This window comes from Bacillus cereus group sp. BfR-BA-01383, assembly GCF_022663495.1.
In the GTDB taxonomy this organism is placed as follows: Bacteria; Bacillota; Bacilli; order Bacillales; family Bacillaceae_G; genus Bacillus_A; species Bacillus_A cereus_AU.
Window position 1 is genome coordinate 21,370 of record NZ_JAKUFP010000007.1, and the last position, 15,116, is coordinate 36,485.

A 15,116-nucleotide genomic window follows, 5' to 3' on the forward strand; every position below is an offset into this window, starting at 1 on the left:
AAACTTGGACGTGAGAAGAAAATGAAAGAAACATGATGAATATATGAGAAACATCTAAAAAATTTCTCATAATTATTCCAAAGCGAAATAACCCAATTTCTCCATATAAAATAGAGAAATCGGGTTATTGGTTCATTATTTCTATTCACTTTAGAAACTCACATACCGATTTTCTTCAAATCCAACCTTCAATAATTGAATGGAGAAAAAACCGTCGATAAATTTTTGTTCCAAATATTCAGAATTAATATTAAAATAAACAATGGAGCTACGGGTATTACAAATTATACATAACGAGGGAATAGAAATGAGAATTCAATTAAAAGCTGATTTAATGCTACTACTAGTTACATTTTTTTGGGGTGCATCCATCCTACTTACAAAGCTTGGACTTGATGACATAGAAGAATATAATTTAATCGCATTACGATTTATTATCGCTTTTCTTTTATCAGGTTTAATATTTTACAAACATTTATTCAAAATTGATTTTAAAACTGTAAAATATGCATTCATACTGGCTTCTGTTTTATTTATCGTCTACATTTTCGCGACGTTTGGTACAAAATATACAAGCGTATCTAATGCAGGTTTTTTACTATGTCTCACAGTCATTTTCATTCCCATATTATCAGCTATCTTTTTAAAACACATTCCTGAAAAGAAAGTAATATTAGGAATAGTTTTAACGATAATAGGAATCGGCTTATTAACATTAACGAGTGAATTCAAGATCGGTAACGGTGATATATTTTGCATATTGTCCGCCCTATTTTATGCCATTCACGTCATCATTACCGGAAACGTAACGAAACATGTAAACTCAATTGCACTAGGGGTAGTGCAGCTAGGTTTTGTCGGCCTATTTAGTCTTATTTTTTCATTCATTATAGAAACACCAAAACTTCCTAGCACGATCGACTCATGGCTCATCATATTAATCTTAAGCATATTTTGCACCGCAGTCGCATTCATCGTGCAAGTAATCGCCCAGCAATACACTACGCCTACACATACAGGACTTATTTTTTCATTAGAACCTGTCTTTTCCGCAGGCTTTGCTTTCGTCTTCACAGGGGAAACACTTACAGGAAAAGGATATTTAGGGGCGACACTTATATTGTTGAGTGTGCTGATTGCTGAGGTGGATTTTAAGGGGGTGTTGAGGATTGGTTATAAGAAGAATGTGGAATAGGTAACTAAACACACATTACGTTTGAGAAGATTCATTTGTATTATTCTCTTAACCTAAGTGTAATTCTAACTGCAGCATATCGTGCTATACCTTTTATTCAGCGACAGGAACTTTATTTCCTGTCGCTGATGTTAGTTTAGAATAAAGCTCAATCAGAAATGTTTTACCCCCCTATTTGATAAGGGACAAAAGGAAGCCATTTTGAAAAAAGTTTAATCAAAACTCACTTAGAAGGTTTTACTTGAAGAAATAAAGCATCGTTTTGAATTATATCAAAGAGTGTTTTCTTCTCATAGCGATGAGATTTTCGTCCATTTTTATGTAAGAGATTAAACAAACGAAGGAAGATTTTTGATAGCTCTTGGGCATTTTATTGTAGAGATTGAAATATAAATAGTAATCCTTACTGATTTAGGTTGTTTTATATTCACTTAGTTCTCGCTTCTTTTTATTGAGGAGTAATTGAAGCATTGATTGAGTTCTTCTGTGCTCATAGAAATGCTTATGTTCGCTTCTAATCAACTACATAATCGTGTCAATAAAGTATGAACTATGTTTTGACTGAACCAAATACATAGGGCCACTAAATCTTGTGTGCGGTATTTATTTTTCGTTGCACAAATCCTGTATTTCTAGCTAATTGTTCTAAAGCATCAGGTGACATATATCGTTGCAATTCTTTAGAAAACAATTCTACTTCATCAAAAGCTGATAATTAGTAATAATTTATAGTCCAATAATCCACTTATGTAAACAAAAAACTCCTACAGGTCTACTGGAGAAATTTTTAAAGATTTTACGCTACATAAAAAATATCTTTTCAGTCTAAAGCTACTTTTTAATGAGATATCAACATTTTCTAAGATTATCATCCCTAGTTTAAAAGTAGCTTTTATCAACAAACGGATGCATTAGTAAATAGGATATGTGGATTAAATGCTCTATACAATTGATGGACATGGTATGTGAATATTTTCTTGCTATTGGAGGGATTTCCTAATGGTTGATGATATACAACAACTTATTCAAGAACATAGACAATTTTTTCATCATGATCATACAAGAAGTCTTCAATTTCGGCTTAAACAGTTAAAAAAGCTAAAATATTCCATTCAAAAATATGAAAGTGAAGTGCTGAGCGCATTATATCAAGATTTACACAAAAGCGAGTTTGAAGCATACGCTGCAGAAGTTGGTTTCGCATTTAACAGTATCAATTTTATAATGAAATACCTAAAACAGTGGATGAAACCTCAAAAAGTAAAAACACCTATTCATTTTGCCCCATCCAAAAGCTACATAATAAAAGAGCCATATGGTACCGTGCTAATTATTGGACCTTTTAATTATCCATTCCAATCATTAATTGAACCTCTCATTGGGGCAATTGCGGCAGGAAATTGTGTAATTCTCAAGCCTTCAGAAAATGCACCAAATGTTTCAGCTGTAATTAACAAAATGATAAGTGAAATATTTGATAAACAATACATTCGTGTAATTGAAGGCGGCAGGGAAATCACTTCTTTATTGATTCATGCACCATTTGACCATATCTTTTTTACTGGTAGCGTTCAAGTTGGAAAAATTGTCATGGAAGCTGCGGCGAAAAACCTTGTACCAGTAACATTAGAACTTGGTGGCAAAGGACCAGCCATTGTCGATGAAACTGCTAACCTCGATATAGCAGCTAGGCGCATTATCTGGGGAAAATTCATAAATGCTGGCCAATCCTGTATTGCACCTGATTATGTTATTGCACATAAATCTGTCAAGGTAAAACTGATTTCGAAAATGAAAGAAATCATTACAAACTTTTATGGATCAGATGTACTAAAAAGCAATGATTACGGTCGAATTATTAATGAGAGACAATTCGATAGACTTATTTCTATATTAGAGCAAGACAAAAATTATATAGTATTTGGTGGAAATTCATCTAGAAGCCATTTATATATTGAACCAACACTTCTTGAAGTAAAATCATGGGATGATGCAGCTATGAAAGAAGAAATTTTCGGACCGATTTTACCAATTATGGATTACAATGATTTAGATGAAGTCATTCATACAGTTAACGCCCATCCCAAACCGTTAGCTTTGTATGTATTTACTGAAAATAAAAATGTTGAAAAGCAAGTATTAGAACGAATTTCTTTTGGAGGAGGATGCGTCAACGATACAATGTCACATATGGCTAATCTCCACTTACCTTTTGGCGGAGTAGGCAATGCAGGATTCGGCGCCTATCATGGTAAACATAGTTTTGATGCTTTTACGCATCGTAAAAGCATTTTAAAGAAAAGCTCAAGGATAGATTTAGGGCTTGTATTTCCACCGTATAAGAACAAAATTAAAATTTTGCGAAAGATTTTTAAGTAATACGATTTGTTAAACATGAATGTTGATATAAAAAAAGAAATAATAAAGGGAATCCAGTAGAATGGACTCCCTTTACCTTGTAACAACCTAATCCATTTGTTTAGCGATGTTTAAACAGGACAGGAACAGGGATAAGCATTAGCAATATTATAGCTTATACAAATGAATGGAATGCTTTATTTTATCTTTGCACCAGAACCGCCAAAGAAAATAAAAATAACATACAAAAAAAGAGATATTTTAGTGAAGTTAATACTACTGTTATAGGATATTGATGAAATCTTTTTCTTACCACCAAGTCCATTCCTTTTTTCGTCTTAAGATCTGTATTTTCTACAATTATTAAATGAACAATCTTCCCTTTCTCTTTTCCTTTAATAATTGAAGCTGCTTCTACTCCGTTCTTCAAAGCAGAAACTTCCCCTCCAACTAATTCCCCTTCTCCACAAATCGCCCAAACTCCTTCAAAAATCTCAGCTTAAAACTCCCCACAGGCCCATTCCGATGCTTCGCCACATGAATCTCCGTCATCTCTTTCTGCTTCGTTTCCTTATCGTAATAATCTTCTCGATACATAAGCATAATGACATCCGCATCTTGCTCAATTTGTCCCGTCTCTCTTAAATCAGATAAAAGCGGGCGCTTATCTTGACGCGACTCTACGGAACGAGACAATTGCGACAACGCGACTACACAAACATTTAAATCACGTGCTAATAACTTAAGCTTACGAGAAATTTCACTAATCTCCTGAAATCGATTGCCCTTATGCTTCGGATCACCTGTAATAAGCTGCAAATAATCTACAATGACTAAAATCTTTTTATCACCGTGCTTCCGCTTTAACTTACGAGTTTGCATCCAAATATCTTGCACAGTAACCCCCGCATGATCGTAAATCTCAAGCGGCATTTCACCAATCTCCGCAAACGCCTTACTCACCTTTTCCCAGTCTTCCAGCGCAAAACGATGCTTCGGATTTTTCAGCCTACCTCCTGACACTTCACCTACGCAAGACGCCATCCTTTTCAACAATTGCTTACTACTCATCTCTAATGAAAACAGTCCAACCGCCACTCCAGACTTCGCCGCATGCAATCCAACATTTAACGCAAACGCAGTCTTTCCCATAGAAGGACGTGCACCAAGAACAACAAAATCACCTTCCTGCAATCCGCACGTCATTTTATTTAGCGATGTATAACCAGTCTCAATCCCCGTAATCTCTTTCACGTCTTGATGAAGCTCTTCATACAAACCAACTAACGCATCCTTCAAATCAAACTCACATACACAGTCCTTTTCCTCTAGCTCACAAAGTGCCGTAATCGTCTCACCAATAATTTTCTCATCCTTCTCCGCAATAAGACGCTCTCCCATCTTGTGCCCGAGAACACCCGCCTGATACATTTTCCAGGCACCTCGAACAAGCCCTTCATAATAAGAGAAGTTGGCAGTTGTAGGCACACCATCCATTAACCCTATAAAATACTCCATTCCCCCGATCCCCTTCAAAAAATTCGGATCTACCCTAGAAATGAACGTCACAAGATCAATCGGTTGCCCCTCTTCTTCCATTTTTCGCATTAACTGAAATATAGACTTATGCACCGGCATAGAAAAAACCACCAACTGTTGAATATCAGTCTCCTTCAAAAATCACTCCACTTACCTAAAACCCCCATTGTTCCAAGAATATCAATTCTCTCCTTTCCATCAGCCACTCTATAATCCCTCACTACAGCAACATATATCTTAAAATATAAACGTCCTTCTTCTAACCGCAAATACTGCGTACAATCATTGTTTTCTTGCTCGCTCTACCAAAAAGCATAGAATCTACCATTTGGATTAATTTCAATAAGTATATCTAAACTTTTAAATTGTTTCGTAATCTTAATTTCTTTAATAGCAACTATGTAAGTCATATATTCTTCAAATAAAACCTATTCTGGCTTCATGTAAGCATTTATCGGTTTCTTATCCATTAATTTAATTCTCTTTGTATCTAAGTGCTATTCCCTATCATTTAGTACTTCTAAAATTCCCTTAGCAACCCAAATCTGAACGTCCTGCACATAATAACTCTTAATAAACGCAGCGTTTTCCAAAGAGTTCGTTCTTCTTTTGATTTTATAAATAGTTCCGGGAGTTCTTGTGCTTCTGTTAATAACAGAAGTACAAGAACTCCCCTTTGCAAACTCAAACATATGAAAAAGATCCATCCCATTCTGCTCACACCACTGAAATGAACCCATAAAAACCAACAAAAAAACATATTACAACCCAATAAATAAGGCCATATCAAAAGCATACCCCAATGCCATTTTGATACAGCCTTATCTTATTCACTAATACTACTATCCCGTTATTCATTTTTAGGCTATACAAGCATTAAAAATCAAATCTACCTACAAAACATTACCTTCCTTTATGTAATCATAAAGCTTATTATCAACTGATTTCTCCATAATCATATTCATCGTAACAACCGGGAGTTCTTTTCCATTTTTATCTTGCATTTCAGTTTGTTCTACACTTGCTTTATCAGGTCTCGCTTTTCCTAAATAGTAAAAGTCGGTTCCCTCGTCATCATCTTTTTTTACAAAAATATGGACATCAATATTATTTTTTTTAGCATCAATAATTGTCTGAACTTCCTTTGACTTTAATGTTCTATTACTTCTTGTATACCATTTCAGAACATCTTGATTGAGGAATTCATCACCATAGTTGACACTGGATTCTACCTCATCATTTTTATGATATGTGATAAATATTGGACAAGTGTAATGTTTGGTTTTATAGCCATATACAGTCGAACTCTCATCATTGTGCCAATTTAAAAGTTTGCATACATCTTTTCTTGAGTATTTTTTATATATAGTCAGGTTACTATCACACTCATAGTTTTTGCTCTTTTCTTTCGCACTTTTAATGATATCCATAACCATATACTTAAAGTATTCATTTTGTTCTAAGCTTTTTCGAATAGAATCATTAAATATAAATGTCTTCTCATCCTGCAACGTGAGAATTGGCTTTTCCCCATATTTTTTTTGGTTGTTTTGTGAGAAAAACTCTAATTCAAAAATCCGTTGCACAGAAGTAATCGTCTCATCATCTGTTAAGCAATTAGATTTTTCAAGTTGTTTTAGATACTCATCTTTATCAACTTTTTCTTGCTTTAATAATAAGTCTAACAAGACGATTTCGTTTTTACGTTTTCCATTTAATACTTCCAATGAGAGCATTGTTAAAACTTTATTTTCGTACTCTGTTAATACAGGGACATCTTCTTTCATTTTCAATAGGAACTGATAATAGTTCGAATATCCTTCCACAAGTACAACAGGATCAATAGAATGGCTTACTATAAAGTCATATAAATATGGAATTCTTCCTATTCTATTTTTCAACTCAGCAAAAGCTTCCTTTAATACTTTCATTGCTGTTAAATTACTATTATTAATCGCTTTAAAGATTTGTTTTTTCGCTATCTCTTCAAAGTTAACTGTTGAAATACCTTTAATATAACTCGTATCATTTGTATATCTACGTATGTTATCTTTATTTTGCGATCTGTCTCCTGAAAGGGCAATCGGAATTAAATAGTTGTTTTTATAGTTTCCAATGAAATCAATAATCGTAACAAAATCTTTCGAATCGTGTTTTCGAAGCCCACGCCCCAACTGCTGTATAAAGATAATACTTGATTGAGTTTGTCTTAACATAACAACTTGGTTCACACTCGGAATATCAATTCCTTCATTAAAAATATCTACTGTTAAAATGTAATCGAGTATGCCATTTTCTAATTGATTCACGCGCAATTCTCTTTCCTCTTGGGAATGATCTCCAGTTAATGCAAATGTGCGAAAACCCCTATTATTTAGGGCGTATGATAATTGTTCTGCTTCATCTTTTCGGCTGCAAAACATTAGTCCTGTTACTTTCTCACCAGAAAAACCGTAATATTTTACTTTTTCAACTATATGATCCACTCGTTCTTCCGTAACAAGTTTAGATAAAACCGTAGTGTCATCTATCTTTTCACCATTATATTCAAAATCAGTTACTCCAAAATAATGGAAAGGACAAAGCATATCTTCTTCAAGTGCTTCTTGCAAACGAATTTCATAAGCAATATTGTAATCAAATAGCTCATAAATATTAAAATTGTCTGTACGTTCAGGTGTAGCTGTCATTCCCATTAAAAATTTCGGTTTAAAATAATCAATAACCCTATGATAAGAACTAGCACCCGCTTTATGAACTTCATCTATTAAAATATAATCGAATAGCCCAGGATCAAATTGTTTTAAATTTTCTTCTTTTGAAATGGTTTGGATCGTTGCAAATAAATATTTAGCATTTATTTGTTTATTTGATCCTGATAAAATCCCAAAGTCCTCATCTATCCCACCAAGAACTTTTTGAAAATCGGATTTCGCTTTATTTAATATTTGCTCTCGATGAACAATAAATAGCATCCGTTTAGGTGCAAAGTTTCTGACATCAAATGCTGACAGATATGTCTTCCCTGTTCCTGTTGCGGAAATAACTAATCCTTTTTCTTTTCCAGCTTCTCGAATAGCTTGTATTTCTTGTAACGCAGCTTGTTGCATTTTATTTGGGCTAATTTTCAAGGCTTCTTCAATTGAATTATGATATTGACCAGGTAATTCTACAACTCGATCTAGCATCTTATTTTCTGCAACTTGTTCATATACTGTTTCGTAATTTGCAATCAACTCTTCAGTTAAAATTTGAGAATGCTCCCAGACTTCTTCAAATTGATTTTTAAAATGCTGTACAATCTCTCCATCTTCATGCGATGTTAACTTAACGTTCCATTCATAGTTTACCTTCAAAGCATGTGCAGTCAGATTTGAACTACCGACAATTAATGAACAATGTGTTTTGTTATCGAATATGTATCCCTTTGAATGAAAACCAGATAAATTTGTTAACCTTACTTCTACATTTTCAAGTTTCATTAACTCTCTAAACACTTTTGGTGTATTAAAATTTAAGAATGTTGATGTTAATATACGTCCTTTAACCCCTTTTTGTTTAAGATCAAGAAAATGCGATTTTAAAGTCGCCAGCCCACTTTCCGTAATAAAGGCCACTGAGAAAATAAAGGCTGTACTATTTTCAAGCTCCTCCAACAATGAGCTTAAAACATTTTCATTTTTCTTCGTATTGTTTACTAATAGTTTAGGCTTATATATTCCGGGATGATTATGTTTTTGATCAATAAATCCTTTATATAAAGATCCCTCTAACTTTTGAATGAAATTCTCCATATGATCACCATTTATGACAAATTTTTATACTAATTGTATTACTCACTGATTTAAAGTGCAAATTTATTACAATAAAAAAACTATCCGCATAAAACGAATAGTTTTTAATCAAATTACTTTACAATCGATTCTTTTGATAATTTCTCAATAGTTGGGATATCCGCAGGTGCCCACTCTAAAGCTGCTAGTTCATTAGGATATAACCATTTAATTGCTACATGCTCAGTTAAAACCGGACTTCCTTCAACAAGTTTACAATAAAAAGTATTCAAATGAACAATACCAAAATCATACTCATAGGCTGTATAATCAATTTGTTCACCAATCTGCACGCTACAATGCATTTCCTCATTAATTTCACGCTTTAACGCCTCTTGAGGTGATTCTCCCTCTTCTATTTTCCCACCTGGAAATTCCCACATAAGAGGTAGCGATTTAGATGGTCCTCTTTGTGCACATAAAATTTTCTCATCTTGGACAATTACTGCTCCAACAACATAAATATTTTTCTTCATTATGTCCTCCTTAAATCTCACAGAAACTCTATAATCTACGTTTCCATACCTTATAGGCTGAAAAATGCCTTTTATATTTTTTAACGACTAATAAATTTTTAATCAGTAAGACAGATTTTATCTATTCCTATCTACCATCTTTAATGTAATTAGCCTAACACTCTCATCTCTTTTATATTATATAGAAGTAACTACAAAAATACAGCATGATTGAGCACTTCTCTCTTAAGCACCTTTTTCCCCTTCCAAGTATCACTCTCAATCATCCTCTTAATAACATCATCCCAATAAACGACTTCTTCCAGCATACCTTTAACGCTCTTTCTAAGAGATTGGATTTTCTGAGACTATAGAAGTATTAGTAAAACATAACTATTTAATTCCCTACAATAAAATACACTTATCTAGACTTAAATTATCTTTTACTTAGTCAAACTCAATATTAAATATTTTTTTATACTTATTTTCACTATCTCAATCCATTTAAACGAATAGTTAAGCTTACTTCTCTTCAATTTTTAAATTCAAAAACAGCAACACTTATTTCAGCGTTGCTGTCCTTCTTTCAAAATATGCATGAAGGCGATATTCACATATCTCCTTTGTCCATTCAAATAAAATCTCTTCATCTTCTTTTCTAACATCCATATTTAGAGAAAATACATTTCCATCAAATGATAGTAAACCTTTCGAACTACCACTCCATTTTGTCATTGGCATTGTGGCGATTAGTTTACTAACTTTTTCTTCATCATATTCCCACATACGTTGTGCTTGCTTATCACTAAAATCAATTCGCTTGCGGTATTCTTTTTCCATTAAAAACTGATGGAAGAATGGTGCAACTTCTTCTGGAGAGATAGGATGGTACCATTTCTCTTTTCCGCGTTGTAACATCGCTAACAGTAGTAGCATTTTATAACTTTTTGCCATTCCTGTTTTTTCAACTTCTTGTAACCACGCTTCACAATGTAAAAACACTGTTTTTTCCAGTTCTGTTAATTCATCATTCCATGCTAAAAAGCCAACATATGATTTAAACTCTTGGCGGTATTCTTTACTCTCTTCTGTACCAAGCTTATGTAATTCTAAATATGTAGGTCGACGTCCAAGATCTATTTTTACAGTTTGATAGCCATGCTGCAGTTTTTCTTTTCTCGGCATTTTCTTTTTCAGTAATTCATCTAATAATTGCTTTGCTTCTAATTCAAACTCTACTGTACATCCATCTGGCAATATATTTTGTGTACCATTTCCTTTCGTCTTTCCATCATCAACTCGAAGCATTTGCATTTTTATATCTGCATTTCGGTAATTCGCAATTAGATCAATTACAACACAAGACTCCTTATGCTCATGCAATCGTAAACCACGACCAATTTGTTGCGTAAAAATTGTTAATGATTCTGTTGGGCGAACAAATAAAAGTGTATCGACAGATGGAATATCAACACCTTCGTTAAATAAATCTACTGTAAAAATAGCATCTAGCTTATTACTGTCCAGCTGTTTAATCGCATCTTCCCTCGAAATATGTTTTGTTTCCGAATGAAGTGAAATTGTACTATAACCGTTCTTATTAAAGTATGTAGACAAAAAGACTGCTTGCCTAATACTAGAGCAAAAGACAATTGTTCTAGTTTTCTTATATTTCTTCCAAGCTTCTAAAATATTTAAGGCGAGTTCCTCTCTTAACTGAATTTGCGCAAGTTCCTCACGATCGTACTTATTGCCTATCCAACGTATTTGTGAGTAATCAGTATCATCATGTACTCCATAATAGTGAAACGGAGATAACCATCCACGCTGGATCGCTTCCATAAAATCTATTCGATATGCAACGTTCCCATCACAAATCGAATAAATATCACGAAAATCATTTCGATCTGGCGTTGCCGTTATTCCCAATAAGAAGTTAGGGTTAAAATAATCTAGTACTCTTTGATAACTGTTAGCTGCTGCATGGTGGAACTCGTCTACAATAATAAGGTCAAAATCATTAGGTGAGAAGTTTTCTAGGTGACGCTTTCTACTCAACGTTTGAATAGAAGCAAAAACAACATCCTTCTCGCCTTCTTTTTTCTTCCCATTATAAATCCCCGTAGTCTTATTATCGATTACACGTAGAAAAGATTTTTCTGCCTGATTTAATATTTCTTCTAAATGCGCAATAAATAAAACTCGCTTAAAACGTTTTGCAAAAAAAGCAGCTAAATACGTTTTACCAAGTCCTGTTGCCATAACAACCATCGCTTTGTTGTATCCTTCTTCCAATACATTCTCTAATTGTTCCAATGCAGATACTTGTGCAAAGCGTGGTGTAATCTTTGTTTCATATACGCCTGATTCCTCTAATTCAATTTCTACTCCTGAGCTCGCAGTATAATTCTCTTGTCCCGAGGGCATCATCATTTCTATCTCTTCTTGTCTTGTCCAAGTTCGGACTAAATTCGAATGAGTTGTATGAAATTCTTCGTACTCTTTACGATATTGTTTAATTGTTTCTAAATTGATAGGCTGAGTTGCTTCGTTCATATGAATATGTAAAAATTGATCAATCGCCTCTGAAAAAGCTTCCTCTCCAACACTCTCTTTCACAAGCAAGCTCCATTCCACACCACTTGTTAACGCGGAACGAGACATATTAGAAGAACCAACAATCATAACTCCGTCGCTCTCACGCTCAAATAAATAAGCCTTCGGATGAAATGATTTCCCTGCACTCCTCCACAGTCGAATCTCAATATCAGGATGAATTTCATACAATTTCTCTAAAGCATCTGGTTGTGTAATATACAAATAATCTCCTGTACAAATCTTAATATCTACATTCTTTTCTGCTGCTTTCCGTAAAAGGGGAGCTAAGACATCTACCCCTGATTTCATAACAAACGAAGTTAAAATATATATCGATTTTGCATCATCCATATAGCGCTCTAGCTTATGGATCAAATTATTCGTAACGAGCTGTACATTAGTCATCCTGTACCTCAACTAAGAAAATTCTCTCCTGAAAACCACCACGCTTTTCCGCCTTCTGTTTACGAACTTTCTCAACATCCTCTAACGTCACACCTTCATATTGTGCTAACGCATTCACTAGCTCTAATAAATCAGCTAATTCTTCTACTTTATGCTCTTTACTTTCAGCCTCTAAATACTCAGCTAGCTCCTCTTGTGTTTTCTTACTCACTTCTACTATATATTCTTTTTCATCTAGTATTCTAGTTGTGAATGTCTTTCCATTATTCTCGATAATTTCTGGGATACGATCTCTTACTAATTTGTTGTAGATTGGCATTTGAATTCCTCCATGGTTAGGGATTTTCTTCAATTATAACATCCATAATTTGTGTTCTTCAGTAGTTTCAAACTTTAAATTTACAATTTAATTTAACCACGTACTCTCTGCCCTTATTAACTACCTCTTGCACTACATTCTTATAAACATGAACATGAACACATCCATGTATTACCGAAACTTCCGGTAATTATAATGTCACATAATCAAAAAATTTTCTTATAAATGAACAATAATTTGTGCCTTTGCCATTAAAGCCAGACCGTTTGCACCATTTCCTTCGAACGTATAATGTTGCGATATTCGGCGGAACAGCTGAGTTCATCGCATTATGGCTAAAGAGTATCGGAATGGAATCACTATTCTATTTCTACGTAGCTGGCTGTATCGCGATCAGCTTTATTACGTATTGGCGTATGGATGAGTCATCGAAGACTTCGCAGATTGAGGCGGAGCTTGGTGGTGGAGATACATTAGCTAATAATAAATCTAGTTAAAATTATGTATTCTATGTTCTTCGTTTACCTGAACTCGATTTACTTTATCTAAGAAAGCATAATTCATTAATATATAATTTAAAAACCTTCGGATATTGGTTCTATAAACAAACAAAAGATGTGGCGACATTGCAAGAAATCCTTAATCATAATACACCACAAATTACACTTAAATACATTGGTATCAATAAAGAAGAAAAGGATAATATCCTTGATACATTCCTTATCTAATTTTTAAAAATAACTTTATTGAAAAATATAATAGTAAATTCACACTATATATTTAAAAAAGTAAAAGCGGACTCATAAGAGCTAACTTTTACTTTTTATTTTTTAATATGTCTTATGAAAGATTTAAAATTAATTCTGCTAAACTATCACAAATAACTTCGAAGCTTTCGCTTTCATAGTCTTCTAATTTTACTTGTCCATTTTCATTATCTACAACTACCAAGAGACCATTAAATTCCATACCAATAGGAATATTATTCAGTTGATTATCATGTGCGCCTTGGTATCCTTGTAAAGATACATAAAAATCATGCAGTTCAATTCCTGGTATAACAAGATTTAATTCAAAATCATAACCTAAATAATTACCTCCTAAGTCTAAAAACCAATAAGAATTATAATATTCTTTAATTGAATTATGTAATTGTATCCCCAAATCTTTTTCTATATCAAAAAAATCATGAATTATATTTTTCTCTAAAGGTTTCCAAAATACGTCCCCCTCTGTATCTGGTTCTCCTTCATAGATAAAAGCATCTGCTTCTTCTATCCATAAAGATTTTGGCAATGAATTATTACAATCTTGCCACTCTCTAATTATTTTATCAAAACAATTTTTCATTTCATTTTTCATTTTTTTATTTACCTCCTACTTTATGATGTTCAATAAATTTCTGAAGCATTTCTGCATATTCTGCATCTTTTCCCCATGCTCCAATCGCTTTTTCTGCGTTATGAATCCCTCCAAAACTAGCATCCCATTCCGTGCACAACACCCTAAAAAAAGACCACCAAAAGGCAGTCCCTCAAAACTCAATCCTATTCCCAATCCCTTGCTCCACCGCTTTCTCATACAAATACTTCGCAACGATAATATCTACTACTGCCAAACCAACTGATTTAAAAATAGTAATCTCTTCATCGTTTTCGATTAAGTATTATTTATCCCTATATCCACTCTTGATCTTTTTACTCTAAGGTATAGCCTGGTATGGATTTTCAAATCCTCTTTAAAATCCTATACGTATTTTCCCTCCATCTTCTATATGCTTCCGTAAATAATAATACTTATGGAGTTCTATAATCATATAAAACAAAACAAACGAAATCACTGTGCATGCAGACATAAATACAATTGCCCCCATCTGTTGTGTTGCAATGCTAAGAATTATATTAGCAATTAACTGCCCCAATCCAGCTGCAATAGCTGCTACTTTTACACCACCAGTTCCTTTCGATGATTTTGATTTTTTTCTTGGTTCCTGAAGTTTTTCAATATGATTTTTATAAAAATCATACAAAGCAAAACCATACAAACCAAATGAAAGAATAAAATAGATGGGGGTTTGTAATTGTAACACTTCATAAGCATATTTTTGAGTTATAACCAATAATCCGACTGAACATATGGTTCCATATACTCCTCGAAATAGAGTGTATTGTAATTGTCGTTTCCGAGGATTGATAGCAATCCATATCGCCCACAAATTTAAAAAAATAACTGGAGGAGTTACTATATATACATAGAGTAATCGAAAAGGATTCGCAAAAGCAGGCAAAAGAACAAACACGTCTGCCCCCAAAAGGACAAGACCAATTACGTGAACTCTTATTTCATTTACAGGATAAAGAGCCATATAATGTGCAAAAGCTTTCTTATTAAAATCTATACTTTTTTTCATGTTA

Annotated in this window: 10 protein-coding genes and 6 pseudogenes; 4 read left to right on the forward strand and 12 right to left on the reverse strand. The window is 33.6% G+C overall.

Annotation, left to right across the window (positions count from 1 at the left end; all coding sequences use genetic code 11):
• Window positions 1-307: 307 nt before the first annotated feature.
• On the forward strand, window positions 308-1,195 hold the full coding sequence (locus tag MR065_RS09315) for a DMT family transporter (protein ID WP_242213438.1): 888 nt from the start codon (window positions 308-310) through the stop codon (window positions 1,193-1,195).
• A gap of 223 nt (window positions 1,196-1,418) precedes the next feature.
• Here the strand turns inward: MR065_RS09315 and MR065_RS09320 are convergent.
• A pseudogene (locus MR065_RS09320) lies at window positions 1,419-1,666 on the reverse strand (hypothetical protein); the annotation flags it as partial.
• A pseudogene (locus tag MR065_RS09325) lies at window positions 1,645-1,859 on the reverse strand (IS4 family transposase); the annotation flags it as partial. The pseudogenes MR065_RS09325 and MR065_RS09320, both read right to left, overlap by 22 nt.
• A 335-nt stretch (window positions 1,860-2,194) precedes the next feature.
• On the opposite strand from MR065_RS09325, the gene MR065_RS09330 reads away from it, so the two are divergent.
• Window positions 2,195-3,574 carry an aldehyde dehydrogenase gene (locus MR065_RS09330; protein WP_242213439.1) on the forward strand — a complete coding sequence of 460 codons (1,380 nt, stop codon included), beginning with the start codon at window positions 2,195-2,197 and terminating at the stop codon, window positions 3,572-3,574.
• A gap of 181 nt (window positions 3,575-3,755) precedes the next feature.
• Here the strand turns inward: MR065_RS09330 and MR065_RS09335 are convergent, their stop codons facing one another.
• The 6 genes and pseudogenes from MR065_RS09335 to MR065_RS09365 form a co-directional block, all read right to left on the reverse strand.
• The gene (locus MR065_RS09335; RefSeq protein ID WP_242213440.1) at window positions 3,756-3,983 is read right to left on the reverse strand and encodes a hypothetical protein; all 228 of its coding nucleotides are present in this window, start codon (window positions 3,981-3,983) and stop codon (window positions 3,756-3,758) included.
• A gap of 20 nt (window positions 3,984-4,003) precedes the next feature.
• A pseudogene (gene dnaB / locus MR065_RS09340) lies at window positions 4,004-5,197 on the reverse strand (replicative DNA helicase); the annotation flags it as partial.
• 788 nt (window positions 5,198-5,985) lie between these two features.
• On the reverse strand, window positions 5,986-8,886 hold the full coding sequence (locus tag MR065_RS09350) for a DEAD/DEAH box helicase (RefSeq protein WP_242213441.1): 2,901 nt from the start codon (window positions 8,884-8,886) through the stop codon (window positions 5,986-5,988).
• A gap of 113 nt (window positions 8,887-8,999) precedes the next feature.
• Complete coding sequence (locus MR065_RS09355) at window positions 9,000-9,401, reverse strand: (deoxy)nucleoside triphosphate pyrophosphohydrolase (RefSeq protein WP_242213442.1); 402 nt, start codon at window positions 9,399-9,401, stop codon at window positions 9,000-9,002.
• Between the two features lie 540 nt (window positions 9,402-9,941).
• Window positions 9,942-12,383 carry a DEAD/DEAH box helicase family protein gene (locus MR065_RS09360; protein WP_242213443.1) on the reverse strand — a complete coding sequence of 814 codons (2,442 nt, stop codon included), beginning with the start codon at window positions 12,381-12,383 and terminating at the stop codon, window positions 9,942-9,944.
• The gene (locus MR065_RS09365) at window positions 12,376-12,702 is read right to left on the reverse strand and encodes a nucleoside triphosphate pyrophosphohydrolase (protein ID WP_242213444.1); all 327 of its coding nucleotides are present in this window, start codon (window positions 12,700-12,702) and stop codon (window positions 12,376-12,378) included. Before MR065_RS09365 ends, MR065_RS09360 begins: the two co-directional genes overlap by 8 nt.
• A gap of 293 nt (window positions 12,703-12,995) precedes the next feature.
• Here MR065_RS09365 and MR065_RS09370 point away from each other — a divergent pair.
• Both MR065_RS09370 and MR065_RS09375 read left to right on the forward strand, forming a co-directional pair.
• Window positions 12,996-13,199 (forward strand): annotated as a pseudogene (locus MR065_RS09370) (alpha-ketoglutarate transporter); the annotation flags it as partial.
• A gap of 81 nt (window positions 13,200-13,280) precedes the next feature.
• A pseudogene (locus MR065_RS09375) lies at window positions 13,281-13,430 on the forward strand (tyrosine-type recombinase/integrase); the annotation flags it as partial.
• A 112-nt stretch (window positions 13,431-13,542) separates the two neighbouring features.
• On the opposite strand, the gene MR065_RS09380 reads toward MR065_RS09375, so the two are convergent.
• From MR065_RS09380 to MR065_RS09390, 4 genes and pseudogenes are all read right to left on the reverse strand, one after another.
• Window positions 13,543-14,064, reverse strand: a complete 522-nt coding sequence (locus MR065_RS09380; RefSeq protein WP_242213445.1) for a SecY-interacting protein Syd — start codon at window positions 14,062-14,064, stop codon at window positions 13,543-13,545.
• Between the two features lie 4 nt (window positions 14,065-14,068).
• Entirely contained in the window at window positions 14,069-14,203 is a 135-nt protein-coding gene (locus MR065_RS27435; protein ID WP_277927365.1) for a hypothetical protein, read from the reverse strand.
• 33 nt (window positions 14,204-14,236) lie between these two features.
• A pseudogene (locus tag MR065_RS09385) lies at window positions 14,237-14,359 on the reverse strand (ornithine cyclodeaminase family protein); the annotation flags it as partial.
• An 81-nt stretch (window positions 14,360-14,440) separates the two neighbouring features.
• Entirely contained in the window at window positions 14,441-15,112 is a 672-nt protein-coding gene (locus MR065_RS09390; protein WP_242213446.1) for a hypothetical protein, read from the reverse strand.
• Window positions 15,113-15,116: the final 4 nt, after the last annotated feature.

Bases quoted from the DNA above. Each gene is read 5' to 3' on its own strand.
- MR065_RS09315 (WP_242213438.1), top strand. From the start codon at position 308: ATGAGAATTCAATTAAAAGCTGATTTAATGCTACTACTAGTTACATTT.
- MR065_RS09360 (WP_242213443.1), bottom strand. From the start codon at position 12,383: ATGACTAATGTACAGCTCGTTACGAATAATTTGATCCATAAGCTAGAG.
- MR065_RS09390 (WP_242213446.1), bottom strand. From the start codon at position 15,112: ATGAAAAAAAGTATAGATTTTAATAAGAAAGCTTTTGCACATTATATG.
- MR065_RS09330 (WP_242213439.1), top strand. From the start codon at position 2,195: ATGGTTGATGATATACAACAACTTATTCAAGAACATAGACAATTTTTT.
- MR065_RS09350 (WP_242213441.1), bottom strand. From the start codon at position 8,886: ATGGAGAATTTCATTCAAAAGTTAGAGGGATCTTTATATAAAGGATTT.
- MR065_RS09365 (WP_242213444.1), bottom strand. From the start codon at position 12,702: ATGCCAATCTACAACAAATTAGTAAGAGATCGTATCCCAGAAATTATC.
- MR065_RS09380 (WP_242213445.1), bottom strand. From the start codon at position 14,064: ATGAAAAATGAAATGAAAAATTGTTTTGATAAAATAATTAGAGAGTGG.
- MR065_RS09355 (WP_242213442.1), bottom strand. From the start codon at position 9,401: ATGAAGAAAAATATTTATGTTGTTGGAGCAGTAATTGTCCAAGATGAG.